Origin of the sequence: Mycoplasma zalophidermidis, assembly GCF_024742155.1 — a bacterium.
Taxonomy (GTDB): domain Bacteria; phylum Bacillota_I; class Bacilli_A; order Mycoplasmatales; family Metamycoplasmataceae; genus Mycoplasmopsis; species Mycoplasmopsis zalophidermidis.
Genome location: NZ_JANSFS010000002.1, coordinates 26961 through 47834, shown reverse-complemented (window position 1 = coordinate 47834; position 20874 = coordinate 26961). Strand labels below are relative to the sequence as shown.

Annotated in this window: 20 protein-coding genes, 3 tRNA genes and 1 pseudogene; 10 read left to right on the top strand and 14 right to left on the bottom strand. The window is 28.0% G+C overall.

Features of this window, described 5'->3' with window-relative positions:
- Positions 1–45 precede the first annotated feature (45 nt).
- The 6 genes and pseudogenes from NW238_RS01420 to NW238_RS01395 form a co-directional block, all read right to left on the bottom strand.
- The gene (locus NW238_RS01420) at positions 46–273 is read right to left on the bottom strand and encodes a TM2 domain-containing protein (protein WP_246526025.1); all 228 of its coding nucleotides are present in this window, start codon (positions 271–273) and stop codon (positions 46–48) included.
- Positions 274–424: 151 nt separating this feature from the next.
- Positions 425–613, bottom strand: a pseudogene (locus NW238_RS01415) (leucyl aminopeptidase family protein); the annotation flags it as partial.
- Positions 614–838: 225 nt separating this feature from the next.
- Complete coding sequence (locus NW238_RS01410; protein WP_216567793.1) at positions 839–1288, bottom strand: hypothetical protein; 450 nt, start codon at positions 1286–1288, stop codon at positions 839–841.
- A gap of 151 nt (positions 1289–1439) precedes the next feature.
- A complete protein-coding gene (locus NW238_RS01405; RefSeq protein WP_216505340.1) occupies positions 1440–2804 on the bottom strand; it encodes a M17 family metallopeptidase in 1365 nt (454 codons plus the stop codon).
- Between the two features lie 107 nt (positions 2805–2911).
- The gene (locus tag NW238_RS01400) at positions 2912–3862 is read right to left on the bottom strand and encodes a DMT family transporter (RefSeq protein WP_216505341.1); all 951 of its coding nucleotides are present in this window, start codon (positions 3860–3862) and stop codon (positions 2912–2914) included.
- Positions 3849–5462: a phosphotransferase gene (locus NW238_RS01395; RefSeq protein ID WP_216505342.1), complete on the bottom strand. Its 1614-nt coding sequence runs from the start codon at positions 5460–5462 to the stop codon at positions 3849–3851. Before NW238_RS01395 ends, NW238_RS01400 begins: the two co-directional genes overlap by 14 nt.
- Before the next feature lie 177 nt (positions 5463–5639).
- On the opposite strand from NW238_RS01395, the gene NW238_RS01390 reads away from it, so the two are divergent.
- The 3 genes from NW238_RS01390 to NW238_RS01380 all read left to right on the top strand — a co-directional run bounded on the left by NW238_RS01390 (position 5640) and on the right by NW238_RS01380 (position 8797).
- Positions 5640–6635: an ECF transporter S component gene (locus NW238_RS01390; RefSeq protein ID WP_216505343.1), complete on the top strand. Its 996-nt coding sequence runs from the start codon at positions 5640–5642 to the stop codon at positions 6633–6635.
- Positions 6636–6688: 53 nt separating this feature from the next.
- Positions 6689–8485 carry a S41 family peptidase gene (locus NW238_RS01385; protein WP_216505344.1) on the top strand — a complete coding sequence of 599 codons (1797 nt, stop codon included), beginning with the start codon at positions 6689–6691 and terminating at the stop codon, positions 8483–8485.
- Between the two features lie 235 nt (positions 8486–8720).
- Positions 8721–8797, top strand: a tRNA-Arg gene (locus NW238_RS01380).
- Positions 8798–8867: 70 nt separating this feature from the next.
- On the opposite strand, the gene NW238_RS01375 is transcribed toward NW238_RS01380, so the two are convergent.
- The 3 genes from NW238_RS01375 to NW238_RS01365 all read right to left on the bottom strand — a co-directional run bounded on the left by NW238_RS01375 (position 8868) and on the right by NW238_RS01365 (position 9790).
- Entirely contained in the window at positions 8868–9578 is a 711-nt protein-coding gene (locus NW238_RS01375) for an MAG0110 family membrane protein (RefSeq protein ID WP_216505345.1), read from the bottom strand.
- Between the two features lie 50 nt (positions 9579–9628).
- A tRNA-Gln gene (locus NW238_RS01370) sits at positions 9629–9703 on the bottom strand.
- 3 nt (positions 9704–9706) lie between these two features.
- Positions 9707–9790, bottom strand: a tRNA-Tyr gene (locus tag NW238_RS01365).
- Positions 9791–10160: 370 nt separating this feature from the next.
- Between NW238_RS01365 and NW238_RS01360 the strand changes: the two genes are divergently transcribed.
- From NW238_RS01360 to NW238_RS01335, 6 genes are all read left to right on the top strand, one after another.
- Entirely contained in the window at positions 10161–11132 is a 972-nt protein-coding gene (locus NW238_RS01360) for a ribose-phosphate pyrophosphokinase (RefSeq protein ID WP_216505346.1), read from the top strand.
- Positions 11132–11776 carry a 16S rRNA (guanine(527)-N(7))-methyltransferase RsmG gene (rsmG, locus tag NW238_RS01355; RefSeq protein ID WP_258451675.1) on the top strand — a complete coding sequence of 215 codons (645 nt, stop codon included), beginning with the start codon at positions 11132–11134 and terminating at the stop codon, positions 11774–11776. The genes NW238_RS01360 and rsmG overlap by 1 nt, the downstream gene beginning before the upstream one ends.
- A 116-nt stretch (positions 11777–11892) precedes the next feature.
- Positions 11893–12231 carry an MG284/MPN403 family protein gene (locus NW238_RS01350; protein ID WP_258451674.1) on the top strand — a complete coding sequence of 113 codons (339 nt, stop codon included), beginning with the start codon at positions 11893–11895 and terminating at the stop codon, positions 12229–12231.
- Positions 12232–12268: 37 nt separating this feature from the next.
- Positions 12269–13576, top strand: a complete 1308-nt coding sequence (locus NW238_RS01345; protein WP_216567795.1) for an MHO_1580 family protein — start codon at positions 12269–12271, stop codon at positions 13574–13576.
- Entirely contained in the window at positions 13569–13958 is a 390-nt protein-coding gene (locus tag NW238_RS01340) for an MHO_1590 family protein (RefSeq protein ID WP_216505349.1), read from the top strand. The genes NW238_RS01345 and NW238_RS01340 overlap by 8 nt, the downstream gene beginning before the upstream one ends.
- Before the next feature lie 38 nt (positions 13959–13996).
- Positions 13997–14815 (top strand): HAD-IIB family hydrolase, encoded by an 819-nt coding sequence (locus NW238_RS01335; RefSeq protein WP_216567796.1) that lies wholly within the window; start codon positions 13997–13999, stop codon positions 14813–14815.
- Positions 14816–14835: 20 nt separating this feature from the next.
- Here NW238_RS01335 and rlmD read toward each other — a convergent pair whose 3' ends face one another.
- Positions 14836–16155, bottom strand: coding sequence for a 23S rRNA (uracil(1939)-C(5))-methyltransferase RlmD (gene rlmD / locus NW238_RS01330; protein ID WP_258451673.1), 1320 nt, complete (start codon positions 16153–16155; stop codon positions 14836–14838).
- Positions 16156–16473: 318 nt separating this feature from the next.
- Here rlmD and lysS point away from each other — a divergent pair, with 318 nt between their 5' ends.
- Positions 16474–17940, top strand: coding sequence for a lysine--tRNA ligase (gene lysS, locus NW238_RS01325; RefSeq protein WP_216505352.1), 1467 nt, complete (start codon positions 16474–16476; stop codon positions 17938–17940).
- Between the two features lie 55 nt (positions 17941–17995).
- Here the strand turns inward: lysS and NW238_RS01320 are convergent, their stop codons facing one another.
- The 4 genes from NW238_RS01320 to NW238_RS01305 are packed head-to-tail and all read right to left on the bottom strand — an operon-like array spanning position 17996 to position 20839.
- Positions 17996–18871, bottom strand: a complete 876-nt coding sequence (locus tag NW238_RS01320; RefSeq protein WP_216505353.1) for an ATP-binding protein — start codon at positions 18869–18871, stop codon at positions 17996–17998.
- Between the two features lie 2 nt (positions 18872–18873).
- Positions 18874–19848 (bottom strand): DnaD domain protein, encoded by a 975-nt coding sequence (locus NW238_RS01315; protein WP_216505354.1) that lies wholly within the window; start codon positions 19846–19848, stop codon positions 18874–18876.
- 50 nt (positions 19849–19898) lie between these two features.
- Positions 19899–20471 (bottom strand): dephospho-CoA kinase, encoded by a 573-nt coding sequence (locus NW238_RS01310; RefSeq protein ID WP_216505355.1) that lies wholly within the window; start codon positions 20469–20471, stop codon positions 19899–19901.
- Positions 20471–20839, bottom strand: coding sequence for an IMPACT family protein (locus NW238_RS01305; protein ID WP_216505356.1), 369 nt, complete (start codon positions 20837–20839; stop codon positions 20471–20473). The genes NW238_RS01310 and NW238_RS01305 overlap by 1 nt, the downstream gene beginning before the upstream one ends.
- Positions 20840–20874 lie beyond the last annotated feature (35 nt).

Genomic DNA, 20874 nt, shown 5'->3' with positions numbered 1-20874 from the left:
TTTATTATTTGTTTGAATATTTTAAAATACTAATTGCCTATAAAATTATCATTTTCTGATAAATTTACGCTCACTATCTTTCATTCCACCAAAAATTGCTAGGAATCAATCAATTATTGCTCCAATTCCGAATCAACCACCCGTTAGTAATTTAAAGATGCCTAGTCAAACACGACCAGCGTAAATTCTATCCATTCCTAAAAATCCAAAAAAAGTCGATAATATAACTAATGCAGTACGACTTCTAAATGATGTTTGATTAATTTCATTCATAGTATATCCTTTCAAAATGTGTTTTGTTTATAAGTAATTAATTTTGATACTTAATTACTTACCACCATTTTAATGGTTCTGTAAAAAAAAAAAAAAAAAGGAGGTTTTTCCTTTTTTTTGATTGTTTTTAGGTTAAATTTCCGGAAATAATTTAAATTAAAGCTAATTCTGTAAGTGTTTTAACCATAGGACTTTGAGGAACTTCGTTAATGTCTGCTGTACCGGTGATATCCATATGGATGTATTCAACACCTTCAGTGAATTCTTTCAAGAACATTGCAGCTGAACAAGACCCAGCTAAACCTGATAAATCAGTATTTTTTAGATCAGCAACTACAGATTTTTTGAGTCCTTCAGCGACGGTGTGTTACTTACCAATGTTAAATCATAAGAAATATGTTGTCCGATCATGTTGGGACATTGTGTTGTTAATTTGCATTTCTCTATGAATGTCGGTTCGTTCTGTGTTCTGTCAATTCTTTAAATTTGAAAATAAAAAACAACTATTCGTTTAAACGTTAGTTGTTTTAATTTATGATGATTTTGCAAAGTTAATATTCGTGTTTTAATTTTCAATTAATGTTTCTATATTTTCGGAAATTCCACCTTGAAGCTCAACTGCCATTTGGTAAATACTTTTTTGTTCTTCAATAGTTTTATTTAATTGGTCTTGAATGTTGCGTAGTTTCTTTTTAAAGACCATAATGTAAAGAACACCTGGAATTATTAAAAATAGTAATAGTATCAATACTGCCATTTTATTAATTTTTGTGTTTGATAATTGTTCTTTTAATGTTTTTTTGCGTTCCTCTAAATCAAGAAATTGTTGGAATAGACTTCCAAGTCTAATAGCGTTTTTATTGCTATCTGTATCAATAGTAAAGTCCAATTTTACATTTCCTTGTGAAATATCTTGTGAACCTTTTAATTCGAATCCAAAATGACCTGCAATTTCATTAAAATAATCTTCTCTACCAATTGAAGTTCTTAATGTTTTATTAATAAATTTAGCCATAACTTTCTCCTTATAATGTTTTATTTCTTTTACATATAATAATAATGAATTAATATACGTATCAGTATTTTATAGGTCTAGTAAAAAAAAAAAAAAAAAGGAGGTTTTTCCTTTTTTTTGATTGTTTTTAGGTTAAATTTCCGGAAATAATTTAAATTAAAGCTAATTCTGTAAGTGTTTTAACCATAGGACCTTGAGGAACTTCGTTAATGTCTGCTGTACCAGCAATATCCATATGGATGTATTCAACACCCTCAGTGAATTCTTTCAAGAACATTGCAGCTGAACAAGACCCAGCTAAACCTGATAAATCAGTATTTTTAAGATCAGCAACTACAGATTTTTTGATTCCTTCAGCAAATGCTTCATCAAAAGGCATTCTTCAAACAAGTTCGTGAGCGTTGTTTGCTGCTTGACTAACTTCATTTCATGCTCTTTCAGATGTTGCTCAAATACCAGTGTATGTGTGTCCTAAAGCAACAACGATTGCGCCAGTTAATGTTGCAACATCAATAATACGTGTAGCTTTTAGGTTTCTAACAGCATAGGTAATTCCATCAGCAAGAACTAGACGACCTTCAGCATCTGTGTTGTTGATTTCAACTGACTTGCCGTTCATTGATTTTCAAACTGAATCTGGTAATGATGCATCACCATTTACGCGGTTATCTGTAATACACATAACAGCAGAAAAGTTTTTCTTAGGTTGTAATTGAGCAATAGCTTTTAATGTAGAGGCAACAATTACAGAACCTGACATATCATATTTCATTCCTAACATTGAACGAGATGGTTTTAATGAATAACCACCAGAGTCAAATGTAATTCCTTTACCAACAAGAACTGTCTTGTCTTTCGATTCTGAATCTCCATTGTATTCAATTACGACAACACGAGCTTCATACATTGAACCACGGTTTACTGATAATAGCAATCCCATTTTCAACTCTTCGATTTGTTTTTTATCTAAAACAGTAACTTTTAGATTTTTATATTGTTTAAAATCTTTGGCGATTGTTTCTGCTAAAAGTTCAGAATTTAAAATGTTTGGTGGAGTTACTTGTAGATTACGCGCATAATTTGTTGCTTCTGCAAGAATCAATGCTTTTTCAATATCTGATTCTAACTCAGGGCTCACTTCTGATTTGAAAGGTTCAAGAGTGAATTCAGATTCTTTTTTATCTGATTTTTCATTGTAAAGTTTTGCTTTTGCAAAATATATACCACGAATAAATGCTTCCATAACTTTAGATGCTGAAAGTTTTTCGGTAACAAATGTATCAACATCAAATTGATAACTACGTGTTGCTGAAGTAGCTAATCCTTGGAAAAATTTAACAAGTGTATTAAATTCTACTTTCTCCTTTTCACCAAGATAAACGAATGCTTCATTATTGTTTAAGTATTCTGTGATTACTAGGTTTTTTTCGATTAAATGTTCGATTTTATCCGCACCTTTATAAGTTGCTTTCAATAAAACTTCATTTGATCTTTTTTGGTTTATTTTTTTGAACATATTTTTCTCCTTCTCATAATAATAATTATATTTTAGCATTATAACCATTACTTTTACTTAAATAGTGATTATTAATTTTAAGTAAAATAAAAATAGGAAAAACTCTATTATTTAGTCTTAATTCATATTTTGTCAGGTACGAGTGTTCACAATAGAGAAACTAAAATTAATGCGGATAATAAATAGTTATATCAATGATAAGTTTGTCAACCTTTGAAAAATATTACTTCAAGAATAACAGCAAACGCTGAATAAGAAATATTTAACCCGACAGCTAGCGAAATACCTAATTTATTAATCGAAAAGTAATAACAAATAAAACTTATCGCTCCAAAAAAAGACGCGGCTATTATTACTCAAATATTTTTATAATTTAAAAGCTGTGTTACATTTTCTGAATACGAATTTGTTGCAGGTGCAATGATACAACCTAATACAATTGCTGAAACAATATGTCTTATCATAATAGAAACTTGTGGATCTATATCACGATCCATCGAAATTGAAGATAAAAACGCTTCCATTCCTCACCCAGCAACACACAATATCGCAAAAATGTATCCTTTAAATGAGTGAGTTTTTGTTTCAATCTGTAAAATTCCGAAAGTTAATACACAAAGAAACGCAATTACAATACCTACTAAACCATTTTTGCTTGTTTTTTGTTTTAAAAAAATGAAAGCTAATACACTAGCTAAAATTACGTAACATATTGAAATTGAACTTGTTTGGCCAACTCCAATTTCCTTAATTGCAAGTATATACATTGTCATTCCGAAAGGAGCGCCTATAGTGGAACTTAAAAGCAAAATCCAAAGATTTTTGTTTTTAAAAGCAGATTTTATTTCTTTACTTTTTTTCATAATTAAAACAATTATAAATGCCCACAATATTGCAAATAAGTCATGAATTAATGTAACTAAGATGCCTAATTCTCAACTGTCTGTTGGCACTAGTTTTGTAAAGAATAATAGGAAAATTCCATCAATTGCCCAAAACAGGCCTGATAATAATCCTATAATGTTAGACATTCAATTATGTTTTTTAATCAAATTCATTTTCCAAAATCTCCGTATATTCTTTTGCGTAGCCTAACATTGTTTCTTTATAATCCGAGAAAAATAAATTCTGTTCTTCTTTAAAAATCGATCACAAGTATCATAGATATCCCTGGATAGCAATATAAGAATAATACACTTTTTTGTCTTCTTTTTTAATTTTACCGCCCAAGTATATTTTTAATAATTTATCGCATTGCTTTCTTGAATAATATGAATATAGGCATCATGCCGACAAATCAAAATATTTATCACCAGTACCTGAATATTCCCAATCTATGATTCTTATGTCATTATCATTATTGATTAACACATTATCACAAATAAAATCTACATGTATTAAATGTCTATCTCTGTCTTTTATTTTGTCATAAATTTTAATTAATTTGTTCTCTAATTCTATCGTTTTAGTTAAAACTTGCTTATTCAAAATTAGTGATTTATAGTAAGTCATTCTTTCAATAACATCAAACTCGTAGTTTGCATTGTATTTATTTTCATGAAATATTTTAATGGCTTCCAGTGCTTTTGTTACTTCGCTTCAATTTTTAGGATTAACTGTGCGATGATTATCGTGAAATAATGCAATTTTAGCACCGTATGTTTCTAACCCTTTATCTTTATTGTGTTCGTAATGAATTAGTATTTCTCTATTAGGAAGGTTAGTAGTAGTTTTATAAGTATTAAATTCATTTTCGCGGTTTATTAATTTATCGGAACCCAAACCAGGAATTCTGTAGATGTATACTTTATCGTTGATTTCAAAAGTGAATGAATCATTAGTCATGCCAGCCTTGACGGGTTTCATATTTTTTATTTCGGTTAAGTTAATTCCAAAAACTTTTTTAATCAAATTAAAATGCGGATTATTTTTTATAGATTTAACTTCGGGATTAAATTCAATAAGCTCGTCTATAGTATCTATTTCTAGTAATTTCCCAGATAAATTATAGGTGTGTAAATCAATGTGATTTAGTGCTTTGGCTAGAGCGTCTTCTCAGTATAAATTAGAATTCTTTTTGTAATTTTCAACAAGCATTTGTTTTATTGTTCTTGATAAAATTATAAAATCGCTTGTTTTAAAATAACTTATTCCAGTAATAAATTCGGAATAATTTTCATCTTTTTTCCCAATTTTAAATAATTTTATTGTCTTATTATCTTTTCTTTTGACTATGTTTCATTCTTTATTTGGTGAATATGAATTAATCGTATTTACTCAAGAATAATTCGTGTTTTTATTAAAAACATTTTCATTAAGGTAGCAGTCACTAGGAGCAATATAGAAAGCGTCATATTTATTTAAATCTATGTTTTTAGTTGCTTCATATACACTGATAATTGAGTTTGTTTGGGAATACTTCGGGTTTAGAATTTCCGTCATATTATATTTGGATATCATAGGTTTAAATAAATTTTTTTTGTAACCGGTAACTATATAAATATCTATTGAATCATCATTCGGAATATACTCCAACATTTTGTCTAAAAAGTTTCTATCTTGTTTATCAATTTTTAATAATGCTTTAGGAGTAAGGAGTGTTAAAGGTGTTAAGCGTGAACCAAACCCCGCAGCGAGAATTATTAATGCTTTTTTCATAAAACCTCCGGTGGTAGTTGTATTAATTATAATATGTAATTAAATTAACGTCAATTTGTTGTGATTTGCAATTAAGAAATACTATATTATTTGGGATAATGTTCAGATTTTTTAGCTAACTTTCAAGTATTTACTCTATTAAATATTAAATTTAAAATTATTGACTATAATAAATCTATGATAAATGAGTACGGAAATGACCAAGATTTCAAATTATTCACAAAATGGTCAATAAGAAAAATAACTTTTATCGGTATTCTAATCGCGATATCGGTTGCATTTTTCTTAATCGTTTTTCAATTTATGCCTTTTATATCATTGCCGGCATATAAAATAAGCGTAATTGGGTTACCAATTAAAATAACTGGGTTAATTTTTGGGCCTATTATCGGTGCTTTTGTAGGTGTTGTTTCAGACTTAATTTCCTTTTTATTCGTACCAAGTTTGTTTAACCCTTTATTTATTCTTGCTGCAGCATTAGACGGAATAATTCCGGGTATTATAGGTTTTGTCTTCCTGAAATTGCTTAAATTTCTTTTTGGAGGTAGATTTCAAGATAGCTATTATGCCGACATGATGGAAACATTATTCAAAAGATTAGATAAGCTTTATTTAGATCCAATAGTTAATGCACAAAAAATCAAGAAAATAGAAAATAGAATTATCAATTTATATTACAAACGAAAAGAATTGGTTCAAAAAAACAATAAAAAAAGAGACTTGTTAAACATCAATATGGTTGTTGGTACAACGGTTTTGGCAATTATTATGTTACTAGTCACATGATTAATTGGATTTAAAATTGATGAACACACGATACAAGGCGGTATTATAACCAATCGTTGAGTTTTGCTTGGAATAATGTTGTCTGGTTATGTTGCTATGTTGGTATTTATCGTTATTGCTCGGTTTAAATTAAAATCTTCACTTTATTTAATCATAGTTCCAATTGTAGTGTTTTCTGCTCTGATAGAACTTGCTAATGTTCCAATATTATCTCTCGCAGAAAAAAAGAGTATTGAACAATCTGGTTCAGCCGGATCGATATTTGTTTATATGTTCCAACATATTATTCTTAGTCCCGTCAAAATTTGGGGTAATATGTTTATAATATTTTTCACTTATAAAATAGTTTCGCCACTTATTTATAAAAATCACGACATCACTTATTAAGTAGGCATTGAAGCCTATTTTTCAATAGCATTTGGTAATCTGGAAAGGTAATTATGAAAAAAAATAACTACTTAAAACAACTATTAATATCTACTGCTGCAATCGCTGGAACATCTGTAATTAGTGCTTCATGTACTAATTTAGGAATTTTATTAGGGATTAATAAAAATCTTTATATTACAAAGCAAATTCCTGATAATTTACTTAGAATTGATTATCTCAAATTTAAAAATATAAGTCATGAATATGGTATAGCCAAAAATAACTACGTTGATATTTACCGCGAAAACGGTAATGAAGACTTGTATGTCAATGTCAATCAAATGTTTTCTGCAATGAATGGTTTTTTTAATCTAAAGATGATAAAAAATATAGATTATAACAACCAAAGCGTCAAGTTTAATTTTTGAAATGGCGAGCAAATATTATTTGATGCAGATAAAAACAAGATTTTCTATACATCTAGCGATGCTTTCTCGTTTTTGTTTAGAACGCAAATGACAGATTATGGTAGATATATTCATAATGTTGATTACAAGGTCAAAAATTTTAACGATAGTAACTCAGTTCCTAGTTTTGAATTAAACAATTATAATTACAAACTTTACATTGAAGATAGTAATGTTTTTATACCTTTTAGCTTATTCAATTTAATGTTTTGTTCTTCAAATTATTATAATCTCTACTATAACGGTAATGAATTAATCGGTGCTGATTATGAACAAACAAGAGTGCCAAATAACTATATGAATAGTTTTTATGCGAAAAATTCTGTTATCAACACCCAAAACACAAGAATAAACAATTATAATTTCATGTCATTTTTATTTGATAATTACTATGGGTTGGCCAATGAATTGTTTAAGGTACAACAAGTTAAGAATTTTGATGAGTATGCCACTAAAATTGGTATCAAAAATGATTTATTAAGTACTGATAATAAAGATTATAACGAAGCTTATTTTAAACTTTGATATAGTGATTTAAATGAGTTACATTCTAGAATTATTTCTTATAGTTTTCAGGATAAAAAGTATAAGAATACTGACGGTAAGAACTATTCTCAAAAAAATATCAGTTATCATGAACGACTAAAACAATTAAATGCTTTGAGAGAAAAAAAATCAAAAAATTCAAGAGTAGTGCACTTTGAAAGTCCTAATACTGCAAGAATAATATTAGATTCTTTTGACGTTGGCACATCAAGTCAACTTAATTCTGAGGAAAAATGAAGATATGATTCTTATTGATTAATGGATGCTGCAATTAAAAAAATTAGGACAGATCAAAGAGGTAAAAATATTAAAAATATAATTTTGGACATATCCCTAAATGGTGGTGGTTCAGCAGCTGCGATGGAAAAAGTATTAGGCTTCTTAACAAACAATCCGATAAATTTATTAGTACAAGACAAACTAAGCAAAACTGTATCGCTCAATCAATTCAATATAGACACGAATCAGGATTCAATAGTTAATAAAAATGATTCATACTCTGAATATAAATGATATGTTTTGACTGGAATTAATACTTTTAGTGCTGCCAATTTATTCGCACATATTGTTAAGACTCAACATATAGCTACAGTAATTGGAAATAAGACTGGTGGTGGAATGTTTTCGGTTCTACCAACAGTATTGCCTGATGGCTCTAATGTGGATATTTCCAGCACAAGTGGTTTTAGTGGATATGATGGTAATTGAAACAATATCACTTTGACTAATTTACCAATAACCGAAAACGGTGTTGAACCAGATATTTATTTAACCTACGACGATTATTATTCACCTAATATTATTAACAGAATCGAAAACTATAAACCTGATAATACTCACATTAGTATAGATTAAATTTCTACAAAAATTTAGTCTGCTTTTAAAAAAACACGAAATATTATTATGGTTTTCTAATTTATTTTAAAAAGCAGTTCAAAACATTTATTTTTATCCAAAAACTTGTGTTAAGCAAGTTTTTGTTTTGTAATATTTTCAGCACACAAACTAAGTGAAAAAAGAGTTTTTTAACAGTAAAAAAATAATTATTTCTTTTGCTTTTATCTTAAAATGTTATAAAATTATTTCACGTGGTCGCGTAGCTCAGCAGGATAGAGCACAAGCCTTCTAAGCTTGTTGTCAGAGGTTCGAATCCTCTCGTGATCGCCATTTTTTTATTCATTTTTCAGTATCATTCGTTAAATTTAATAAAAAAAATAGCTTTTAGTGAGCTATATTTTTATTTTCCAAAAAAGTTTGAAAGATATATAAATGCATATATATAATCAAAGGCTAAACGATAACCAAAGTAAATAGACCATTTTATTAATTCTCCAACTGATTGTTGTTCAGGTGTTAGCTTTTTAAAATTGTTATTGAATTTAATAATGATTAATCAATCAATAGCCATGTAGCAAAGTGTTAGAAGGAAACCAACACCACTTATTATGGTAAATATTAATTGATGAGATGAAAATCATGAAACCAACATTAAAACAATTATTGTTATGAATAAGGTAATCATAATCGGAGTTATTTTATTTATTTTTAATACATTAAAATACGCTAATGCCCCGATTAATACCATTGAAGCTGCAGGAATGAAGAAAATTGCTGTCAGTTTAATTAATTCATGGTTGCTTACAAATTGATTTATTCCGTATCCTAATCCATAAAATCCCAAGAGGAACATTGATATTGAGGCTAATGGGCCCAAAATATAAGCTTTCATTTTATGGCCAAAAACTAAAATTATAATAATGAGTGCAAAATCAAGAAGAGTTCCAGCCAAAATAACTCACAATTGTAAGCTAATATCGAATATGTAATTATAAAGTATGCCACCAGCTAGTGCTACTATAATAAAAAAAGCTAGTGATAATATTGATCCCCCAATAATTTTATTGTTTCTAATAATATGGTTTTTTAAGTCATTAGTTTGTGTGTTCATAATTTAATCATATCACTAAAAGCAAAATAAAAAATCACCAATAGGTGATATGGTTGCCCCAGTTAGATTCGAACTAACGCATGTCGGTACCAAAAACCGATGCCTTACCGCTTGGCTATGGGGCAAAATGGTGGAGAGGGAGGGATTCGAACCCCCGAACCGTTAGGAAGTGGGTTACAGCCACCCGCGTTTGGCCGCTTCGCTACCTCTCCATATATTTGCTAAAATTAGCATTACTATTATAATATAAAAATTTTGATAAATATAATTTTTTTATTTTTTTATATTAGTTTAGATTTTCTTACAATTTTTGCTTAATGACTAACTCAATATATTTTATAATCGCATTCAATAAATTAAATAATTTTTGACCAAAATACACGTTTTAAAACTGATATGTTTTTTAAAAAATAAAAATTATTTATGTTGCTTAAAAATATATGCTCTACAATTTAAAACCTTTATAACTAACTAATTATTGGTAAAAAAATCCCTAAAATGACCATTAATAAATAAATTAAAACAAAAAAGCAAATATAAATGAGTATACCTTTATAATATAAGTAACAAGGTAGGAGTATTATGAAGAAAGAAAATATTATGTTATTTGGTATGCCAAATTGTATCCCTTTGACTGAAAAAATAGCCAAAATTTTAGGTTTGCATGTTTCACCTATAACAAAAACATTATTTGCTGATGGTGAAAGAATGATAGTCAGCGAAGAAACTGTACGTAGTAAAGATGTCTATGTAGTAGCATCAACATCTAGACCAGTTAATGATAACTTAATGGATTTACTTTTATTTATAGATTCGTTAAAAAGGGCTAGTGCCAACTCAATTACAATTGCGCTTAGCTATTATGGCTACGCGCGTCAAGACCGTAAAGCCAGCGGTCGTCAACCCATAGGTGCGAAACTCGTTGCCGATTTAATTCAAACCGCCGGTGCAACAAAAATCATTGCAGTTGATTTACACAACCCTGCTATCCAAGGTTTTTTTGATATCCCAATCGATGATTTAAGAGGAGCGTATCCAATTGCCAAAGCAGTTAAACAACTAAAAGAACCTTTTACGGTTGTTTCTCCAGATCACGGTGGAACAATTCGTGCTAGAAAACTTGCAGAACTAATAGCAGATACTGTAAAGATTAGTATTATTGATAAACGTAGAACTGGAACCAATCAAACTGAAGTTATGGGCTTAATTGGTGGAGTTGAAGGTGAGAATGTTGTTATTATTGACGATATTATTGACACAGGTGGCACTATATTAAAAGCGGTAGATACTTTAAAAGCACACGGAGCAAAAAAAATTATTGTTGCAGCCACACATGGTATATTTACTAAAGGTTTTGAAATATTTGAAAACAACCCCAATTTATCAAGAGTAATTATTACCGATTCAATTGATAATTCAGACATAGAAGGAAAATTTAGCAAATTACAAGTTATATCATTAGACGAATTTATCGCCGGTGTAATTGAAGCTTCAATAACTGGTAAATCAGTATCTGATTTGTATGATGAATTTGCTAATGTTATTAAAAAATAATGAATGAAAAATTAGAAAAATTCGCAGAATTAATATTTGAATATAACAAAACAAAAAATATTACAGGTTTTAAAACCATTAATGATATCAAGGTAAATGGTATTGCTGATTCAATTCAGGCAATGGATGTAGCCAAAGAACTCGGATTTCAATATAATTCGGCAAAAATTGTTGATATTGGTGCAGGTGCTGGCTTCCCTTCATTACCCCATCTACTTTTAAATTGTAATTATAAGTTAACAATTATTGAAGGAATGCAAAGTCGTTGTAACTTTTTAAAAGATGTTAAGGAAAAACTTGATATTACCGATCTAGAAATTATAAATAAAAGATGCGAAGACACAAAAGCACTATCTGGTTTGTTTGATTTAGTAACTGCAAGGGCAGTATCAAGTATTAAGAATATGTATATGTTAACAAATCATTTGTTGAAAATTGGTGGATTGTTATATCTATTAAAAGGAAGAAATTATCAAAGTGAAATTGATGAATTTTTGGCTAATTTTCCTGAAGAATCTCAAAATATTACTGTTAAAAAATATAAAAATAAATTAAAAGATGATTCATATATAGTTGTTATAACCAAGGTAAAAAATACTCCAAAAAATTGACCTTTATCTTGAAAACAAATAAAAGAATTTTAAACGAAAAGCACAGTTGTTGCTTTTTTTTAAACATTTTTAAAGTAATTTTAATAGTTTTTTCCGTTTTTTTTGTAACGAAAATAAATGTGGTTAATAAATCATGAAAGGAGAAAAAAATGATAGATTTAAGAAACCAATATTTTAATAGTTTTTTGACTAATCAGCAACGTTACAACGCGGTGAAATCTTTAGCATTATTAGATAAAGCTAATAAGAAAGCACAGTTAAAAATGACACTAAATAACCGAGTGAAAAATACGGAAATAAATAATTATTCTAAATTTGATCAAACTATTGAGATGTTAAACAAAAACAGCAAATTAATTATTGAAAATGAATTTGTTATTAAAAATCAAGATAAGGAATGATACGATATGCATTTTTCAAGAACAACATATTATAAAAAAAGAAGAAAAGCAATAGAGGAGTTTTTATATTTTTACCTTAACGAATAATATACCAGTTCAAAATCAACCGGCACAAATTAATAGGTTGAAAATCGATCCTTATCGCTTTATTTGTAAAAAAATATCAAGTAATGATAAATCAGAAGGACTAAATAAATATGATTTAAATTTATATTCGTATTCAACAGCTATTAGAGCTAAAGGAAATGTTCTGTTGATAAGAGGACGGGTTGAAATTAAAAGATTTTTTAAAGATGATAGATTTTATATATCATTCATATTTGCAACACCTGATTATTCCAAATATTCTAATTTGTTTGAATACAGTTTTAAAAACTTATTAATCTCTATAAATAATAAGCCGTTGGATAATAAAAAATTGTCATTTAGAGAGACAATCTATAATTTAAAAGATGAAGATGCTAAAAAATTAGATTCACTATTTAACTATGATAAATCATCGTTTAAGGCGAAACCCAAAGACAATATAAAAATATGTAATGTAATAATATCATCAGATTTATTGGGATTAAAATTTTCCGAATTAAATTCAATTACTGTACAAAACACTGGTTTCAAAAAAGAAATATGGGATATTAAAAAACAAAAAAACAATGTCTCTGAATATTTTATGGATGCTAAAAACAATTTTGCTGGATTCGACCTTGCAGAAAAATATCAGTTTGATTTTGGAGAATTAGATGGAGATATTTTAGGAACAAAAACGCAATATTTACACACTGATTTAGAATTTTCTAATTTCGGAATTAAAAGAATAGTTAATTTTGCAAAGGAAAAAATTCAAAGCGATGAAAATACAGGATGAAAACAAAAAAATAAATCTGGTTATACGTTCAAAAATTTTGATGATTATCGATTAATAATGAATATGAATCAATCTTTGTCTACTCATGGAATTAGTGAGATAGATTCAGACATATGTAACCATATTACAAAAAAACAAATTTCATCAAAAATTTATGAGAGTATTTATTCAACAGGCACTCAAAGATCCGAATACACTTTTGGCAATCCAACAACTTTTGATTATAAATCGGGATTAATCGTCGATTCTAAATCGTTTTCAGATGTAGGGTTATTTATCCCATATAATTTCAAAGGACAGTTAAATACGATTTACAAATATATTTTTGATAATGGAGGTTTAGATAAAAAATCTGATTTAATTACAGTTAACATTAGCCAAAGACAGGAAGTGGTTAATCGCTTATTGGATGTGAATGATGGATTGATAAAACTTAAAATATCAAATTCTAAAACATTGTCAGGAGAACCTCAATATGAATTTGACAGCAAAGACATTGAAGAAATAATAAAACAAAATGACATAAATATAAGCATTTTCGAACAATACAAGGACTTAAATGATTAAAAAGAAGATTTGAATTCCTATTTTATGTGTTGCTGCAGCAGTTAGTGTTATAACTCCTATTTTTGTTTTATCAGCAAAGAAAAGTCGTTCTGTAACAGAAGAAAAAGCAAAATCGCCATTATTAAATAAAACAGAAGTGTTTCCTGATTTAGATAAAAGCGTTGTTTACCAATTTATACGTTATGAAAAAGAAAATGTAAAATTTGATTTGTCGGTTATACCGGTTGTATTCAAAAATGTTATGAGTAATATTCAAGTTAATCCTGATCGAACAAAGTTTGGTTATGAGATAATCACGGATTCTTTAATAAAATTAAATTTTAAGGTATATTCAGGCAATGAAATTTATACTAAATGTTATACATTAAAAGCAGATATGTAAATTCTTAAAAATACTGCTTGTTTATATATAATTTCTATATGTTAAACAAAAAACCAAAACTTATTTTTATAGATTTAGACGGTACAAGTTTAGATTACAAACGAAAATTATTAAGCACCGAAAATATTGATACTATAAATTCACTTTCAAAGAAAGGCATTAAAACTGTTGTTTCTACAGGTAGGGGTATAAATAAAAAAACAATAACTATACTAGAACAGCTTGATTCAACAGATAATTTTATAGCATGAAATGGTGCGAAAGTAATTTTCGACGGTGAAGAAATATTTTCAGCATCAATAAATAGAGAGATACTTTTTGAACTTAAGAAGTTGATAATAAAATATAACATGAGCGTTGTTGTTAACTCGAATTTCAGAAAGTTAACTTATACAAACAATTATTTACTTAAGTTGATTGTAAAATTAAAAAAAGGTGTTTCTAACAAACTTAACGAATTTAATATTGATATGACTATATTTAAGTTGATTATTTGATCGCCGAAAAAGAAAAATATGAATAATTTTTATAATGATATTCAAAACAAATTTAAAACTAAACTTAATATCGTAGAAGCTAGAAATTACAACAAATTCATTGAAGTCACAGACATCGGTGCTTCAAAAGGTAAGGCTGAATTATTATTTGCACAAAAATATGGTGTTGATATTGATTTGTGTGTTCATATTGGTGACACAATGAATGACGCCTCAGCAGCCGAATATTTTAAAAATGTTATTGCTATGAAAAATGCAACAAAAGATTTCAAAAAGATTGCATCTCAAGTTTCACCTTTTTCATATAAAAGAGGTGGCCTAGCAAAAACCCTTAAACATTTCATAATAAATGCAAAATAAAAATTCAGAAAACTGAATTTTTATTTTCTAATAAGCACTCCAACACATTCAATGTGGTGAGTTTGACTAAACATATCACATGGTCTAAGATAAATTAATTTGTAACCATTATTTTGTAAATAATCAATATCTCTACACATTGTATGGACATTGCACGATATATATCCTATTTTTTCTGGATTAATTTTTATAATTGTTTCTAAAAATTGAGTGCTAATGCCTGAACGAGGAGGGTCAACAATAATAACATTAGGATTCTTTTTAATTTTAAAAATTGTTTTATTAACATCTCCGTAGTAAAATACTGCGTTTTTAATGTTGTTTAGTTTAGCATTATCACGTGCATTCATCACCGCTTCATTAATTATTTCTAATCCGTAGACTGTTTTCACAAAAGAAGCAATTTTTAAAGCTATTGTACCAACACCTGAATAAGCATCAACAACAATATCATTATTGTTTAGTCCAAGGTTATTTATTAGTAGGTTATAAAGATTATTTGTTTGTGCTGAATTAATTTGGAAGAAGCTGTTTCATTCCAAGTTGAATGAGAGATTATCAATTTTGTCCAAAATACTCGTTTTTCTATTGAATAAAGCAAAATATTTATGGTTATTTTTGCTTTCAATATTAATAATTATATTTACTATTCAATTAAATTTATTAGTTATATCAGTTAATAACTGATTATCAATTTTGAGCATTTTGTTTGCATTGATAATAATTAAACCTTCATCACTTGATTCAGAATATCTAAATGTAAAACTGTTAATATTATTGGTTGAATTCTTAAGTGATAAATAATTATTTATGTTGTTGTTCAATCATAGAATTGCCTCGTTTAATTTTGGATGAGCCAAGTCATATGATGTCTGTTCAATAATGTAATGTGTGTTTTTTTCAAAAAGACCTATAACAATTTTGCTATTTATTTCATCGCAAAACACTGTTATTTTATTTCGGTATCCTCATGGCTTTGGATTAGGTAAAATTTCTGTCACATTCTCAAAGTGGATGTTTCTACCAAATAAATATTTAACAAAGTTTTCTTTAAATAAAAGTTGTTCCTTATAAGATAGCATTGCGATTGGTGTTGAACCTGATTCCATTAATTTTTCGTTATCTAGTTTAATACGTTTAGGTGAAACATTAATATGTTTTAAAACTTTAGCAAATGCAAACCTGGTGTTAGCTTTTTTGACGATGATGTTAGCAGTTTCATCAACTAGTAAATTTTCAACAAATATAGAATAGTCATTTACCTTAACTACTCCCATCCCTTCATAAGAAAGCATTATTGCCTTTACATTTTCTAAAATTTCGCCTGGTTTTAATTTCATATGATAATTTTAATATAAAAAATGGCATTACGCCAATTTTTATAGATTAACATATAAGATAAGTAAAGTAAATAAGCATCACGCATAAGGCTTATTCTATTATTATATTGGAAGGGAGTTTATATACTCTTAAGCAACGAATCCTATGGACTTCGTAATCGTTCACATTGGGAACGCATCAAGGTTATTATACATATAAATCAAATTTTACAATAAAAATTTTATAAAAATCCATGAACTGTTATTAATACTTAATATAAAATCAAGTTTTTAATGTAAAATTAATATTAAATTATGCATAGATTTTAAGGAGTAATTATGGAAAAATATACAGAACAAGAATTGGTGCGTCGTAATAAATTAATTGAATATGAAAAAAATAATGTAGTCGCTTTCAAAAAAGCCTATGGTTTGGGTGAAATAAATTATAGTGACGATATTGCGGATGAATTTGAAAAATATAGTAAAGACGAATTGCATGAAAAACACGTTGAAAAAATTGTTGCTGGTAGATTAATGACAAAAAGAGGGCCATTCTTAGTAATAAAAGATTTTCACGACACTATTCAAGTTTATTTTAATAAGAAAGAATTAGTGGAACTAGCAGATTTAGTTTCTAAACTAGATTTAGGAGATATCATTTGAGTTAAAGGTGAAGTGATGAAAACTAACACAGATGCCGTGGTCATCAAAGCATCTGATATCGAATTATTGTCGAAATCGCTTAAACCACTACCTGAAAAATATCATGGATTAGTTGATGCTGAAGAGAGATATAGACGTCGTTATGTAGATTTAATAATGAACGATGATTCGAAAGATAAGTTCATTAAAAGAATAAAAATTACTCAATGAATTAAAGACTTTTTCAATAATTTAGGATATTTAGACGTGGAAACACCATTCCTACATGATTATATTTCAGGAGCTGCGGCAAAACCATTTACAACTCACCACAATTCATTAAATCAAGAATTTGTTTTGAGAATAGCAACTGAAATACCATTGAAAAAACTTGTTATTGGTGGTTTTGATCGAGTTTATGAATTAGGACGTATTTTTAGAAATGAAGGATATGATACAACGCATAACCCCGAGTTTACTACCATTGAATTTTATGAAGCTTATTCAAACGTTGAGGGAATGATGAATCGTACAGAAGCGTTGTTTAAAGAATTATGTGCAAAATTAGGTAAAAATGTATACATTAATAATGGCGTTGAAATAGATTTATTAAAACCGTTCAACCGCATTAATATGGTTGACGCCGTTAATGAAAAAACCGGTAAGGACTTCAGAAACATTACTCTTGATGAAGCGGTCCTAACAGCAAAAAAATTTAATGTTAAATTAGAAAAATTCTTTACAGTTGGTCACATCATTAATGCTTTGTATGAGGAACTAGTTGAGTGCGAATTGATACAACCAACATTTGTTTATGGACACCCAATTGAAGTTTCTCCTCTTTCTGCTAAAGGTGAGGACCCTAGATTTACAGAACGTGCCGAACTATTTATTAATACTAAAGAATATGCCAACATGTACACTGAATTATCTGATCCTATTGACCAATTAGATAGATTTAAAAAACAACTTGCTGAAAAAGCGGCTGGAAATGATGAAGCAAGTGATATTGACTGAGATTTCATCGATGCCCTAGAATATGGTATGCCTCCTACTGGTGGATGTGGTATTGGTATTGATAGATTAGTAATGTTACTAACAGAAACAAGTTCAATTCGGGATGTCTTGTTATTCCCGACGCTTAGACGACTAAAAAAATAATAAAAAGTGGCCAGTCCACTTTTTTTATTTACACGTTTTTCAATAATATTTTAAATTAATCAATTTCAAATGGCAGTGTTATTGATTCTATTTTGTGAATTAACGCGTTTGCCTTATGAGCTTCTGATTTTAATGATCTATGATTAATGTAATAATAATTAAGTTTTTCATAACTCATCGCTGAAAGAAAATTGGTATTTTTATTTAAATTGATTCGATGTGTAATAATGTCATTCAATATCTCAAAAACAAATCAAGCATTCGGTGATTCGCCACCCAAATCGTCTATAATAAGAGCATCTACATCTTTTAATTTTTGGATTATTTCCGTACCTTCATGTCTATTATTATCAAAGCTAGATTTTAAATAGTTGAACAATGCCTGTGTGGTCATATAAACAGTAGTTATGCCCGATTTAGCTCATTCAGTTGCAATCGCTTGTGCAAATTGTGTTTTGCTAGTGCTATATTTCCCATGCACATAAAATCCTTTAAAAGAAATATTTGATTTATTTAACAAATATTCCTTGATCATGTTACAACGCAATTCTAATTCAATTTTAGATCTTGAATTTATTATCATTCTTTGAGTAGTTAATTTTGTATTAACGGGAAAAATATCCGTTAATCATAAATTATTATTTATATTAATTAACTTTCTAAATTCATTATCAGCAGGTTGTTTTGAAAAGACTAATATACCTTTATTATTTCGTTTCAATGAATAAATAAATGGTGTGAAGTTAGGATTTTCAATCGAGTCTTTTATCGCTAAAATTTCAGGCAAAAATTCAAATAATTCTTCTCATGTAACTTTATTTTCTGCTAACATTGATTTTAATTTGACACATTTTTCGATTGATTTAAGAATTTTAGCTTTATACTCGTCATTATTTTCTATAAAAACTTTATTATTGATGGAATAATTCATTGTTATAATCCTCCATCCATAATATTTTCCTCTTTAGTTACATTACTTAAATATGTAGCTTTATATAAGTCCTTCTTAGTCACTACAACATTATTTTTCATTTTAATTAATGCATCTAAATAGTTTTCTAGAGGCTCGAATGAAAATATTTCTTTACGAATTAAATCTTTAATTATTTTATTAACGTATTGATAGTTAATTTTTCCATTAACTTCGTTCGCGTAGAAAAATATTAAATTAATGCAAGGGTCTGAAAAACCACAACTACGTGAATCTTTTATTAAATCAATTATCTTAGTGGTAGCTATTTGACCTTGAATTTGGCCGAAAAATACTCTTGAATCAGTTTTAAGGATAGCCTCATAAATATTTGGAAATTCAAATGTATTTAAATCTATTTTTTCTTGTACACCTATGTTTATTTCTTTTGTGTCTAAGTCTTGTGTATTAACATCAATTGAATTATCATTAATTAATGAATAATCTTCACTTTCATTGAAAACATCTTGATAACCAGCGGAAACTTCAAGCAAATATTTAGCTTTTGATAGATAATGGTTTCTATCTTTCCCTATCAAACGTTCGAAGTTTTGTTTACCAATAATATTTAATAATTTATTAGCTAAGATTAAGTTTAGTTTAAACCCTTTTCTATCAAGTGGTTTTTCAATTACAAAAAGAGTTTTTCTATTAAATTCATCAATGAAAGTGGAAAGTAAAGAAACTGATTCAAGCATTATTCTCGCGTCATTTAAAGCTTTTAAATCGATTTTTAACATATACGTAATGCTATCGTAATCGTGAAATCCGACCTCGTTAGTTTCGTTGATAGCTAAATCTCTAAAATATTCATATAACAGAATCGCATTTGGTCCCAAAATAGGTGCATAAAATTTACGCAAGTTTTTTAAATCTTCACCTGCGATTATCGAAGAATTTTCGACTGTAAAATATGGATAAATTATATTTTTTAACACGTTGCACCTCTCATAAAAATTAACCCGATTTTTGGGTTGGTAACAACATTTTATTTTATTAGAGAAAGTATTTCAAAAATTTTTTTATTTTGTTGTGTGGAATCGAAGTTTCACATATAGATATCCACAATTGGTTTCTTACCAAAAAGTGATTTTATAGCCTTTTTTGGGTTATTTTTTCCATCTAATTGTTTTAGAGTTAAGTTATCCACATTTCTTTTTTGTAAATTTTTTTGACGTTTTTGTTCATTTGTTGATAAGCATAAAATCAAAGAAAACAAAGTCAAAAAATTACAATTTTTATTAACAAGAACTGGTATTTCAACAATTAGAAATTTCCCATTTTTTAATGCTTCAAAAATTTTTGGAAATATGATTTTTTCCAATTTATCTATATTTCTTTTATCTTGGTCTAATCATCAAAGAATTTTTGATTTAGAAACACCTTTTTCATCAAGCAAGAAATCACCTATTTTTTCTTTAATTTCATGGTAAAAAATCCCATTTTTTAGGTAATTTTTTGCAATAAATTCATCACAATAGAAAATTCTTTCTTGATCTATATCTAAATTTTTGAGAAAAGTAGTTTTTCCCACACCAATTTTTCCTATGACTGCAATCATTAAACACCTTCTCTATATTTTTGCAGAGCAAGATTAGCACTTTTAATATATGCACGAACCAAACCTCCGGCACCAAGTTTAACTCCACCAAAATATCTAATTACAAAAATAACAAGATTTTCCATTTTAGTTTTAATCAATAAATCACGAATGGGTCTACCGGCAGTCCCGTTTGGTTCTCTGTCATCATCGAAGCCTGCATTTATAACCCCATTATCAATAAAAAGATACCCATAACAAATATGAGTAGATTTTTTATGTTCATCCTTTAACTCTTTTAAATGATTTTTAATTTCGTCTTTTGAGTTGATCGGTATACAAATGCTATAGAACCGCGATTTTTTAACTTCGTAATTGATTAATTCCATACATAAATTATATTTATATAATTGAATTGGTTATT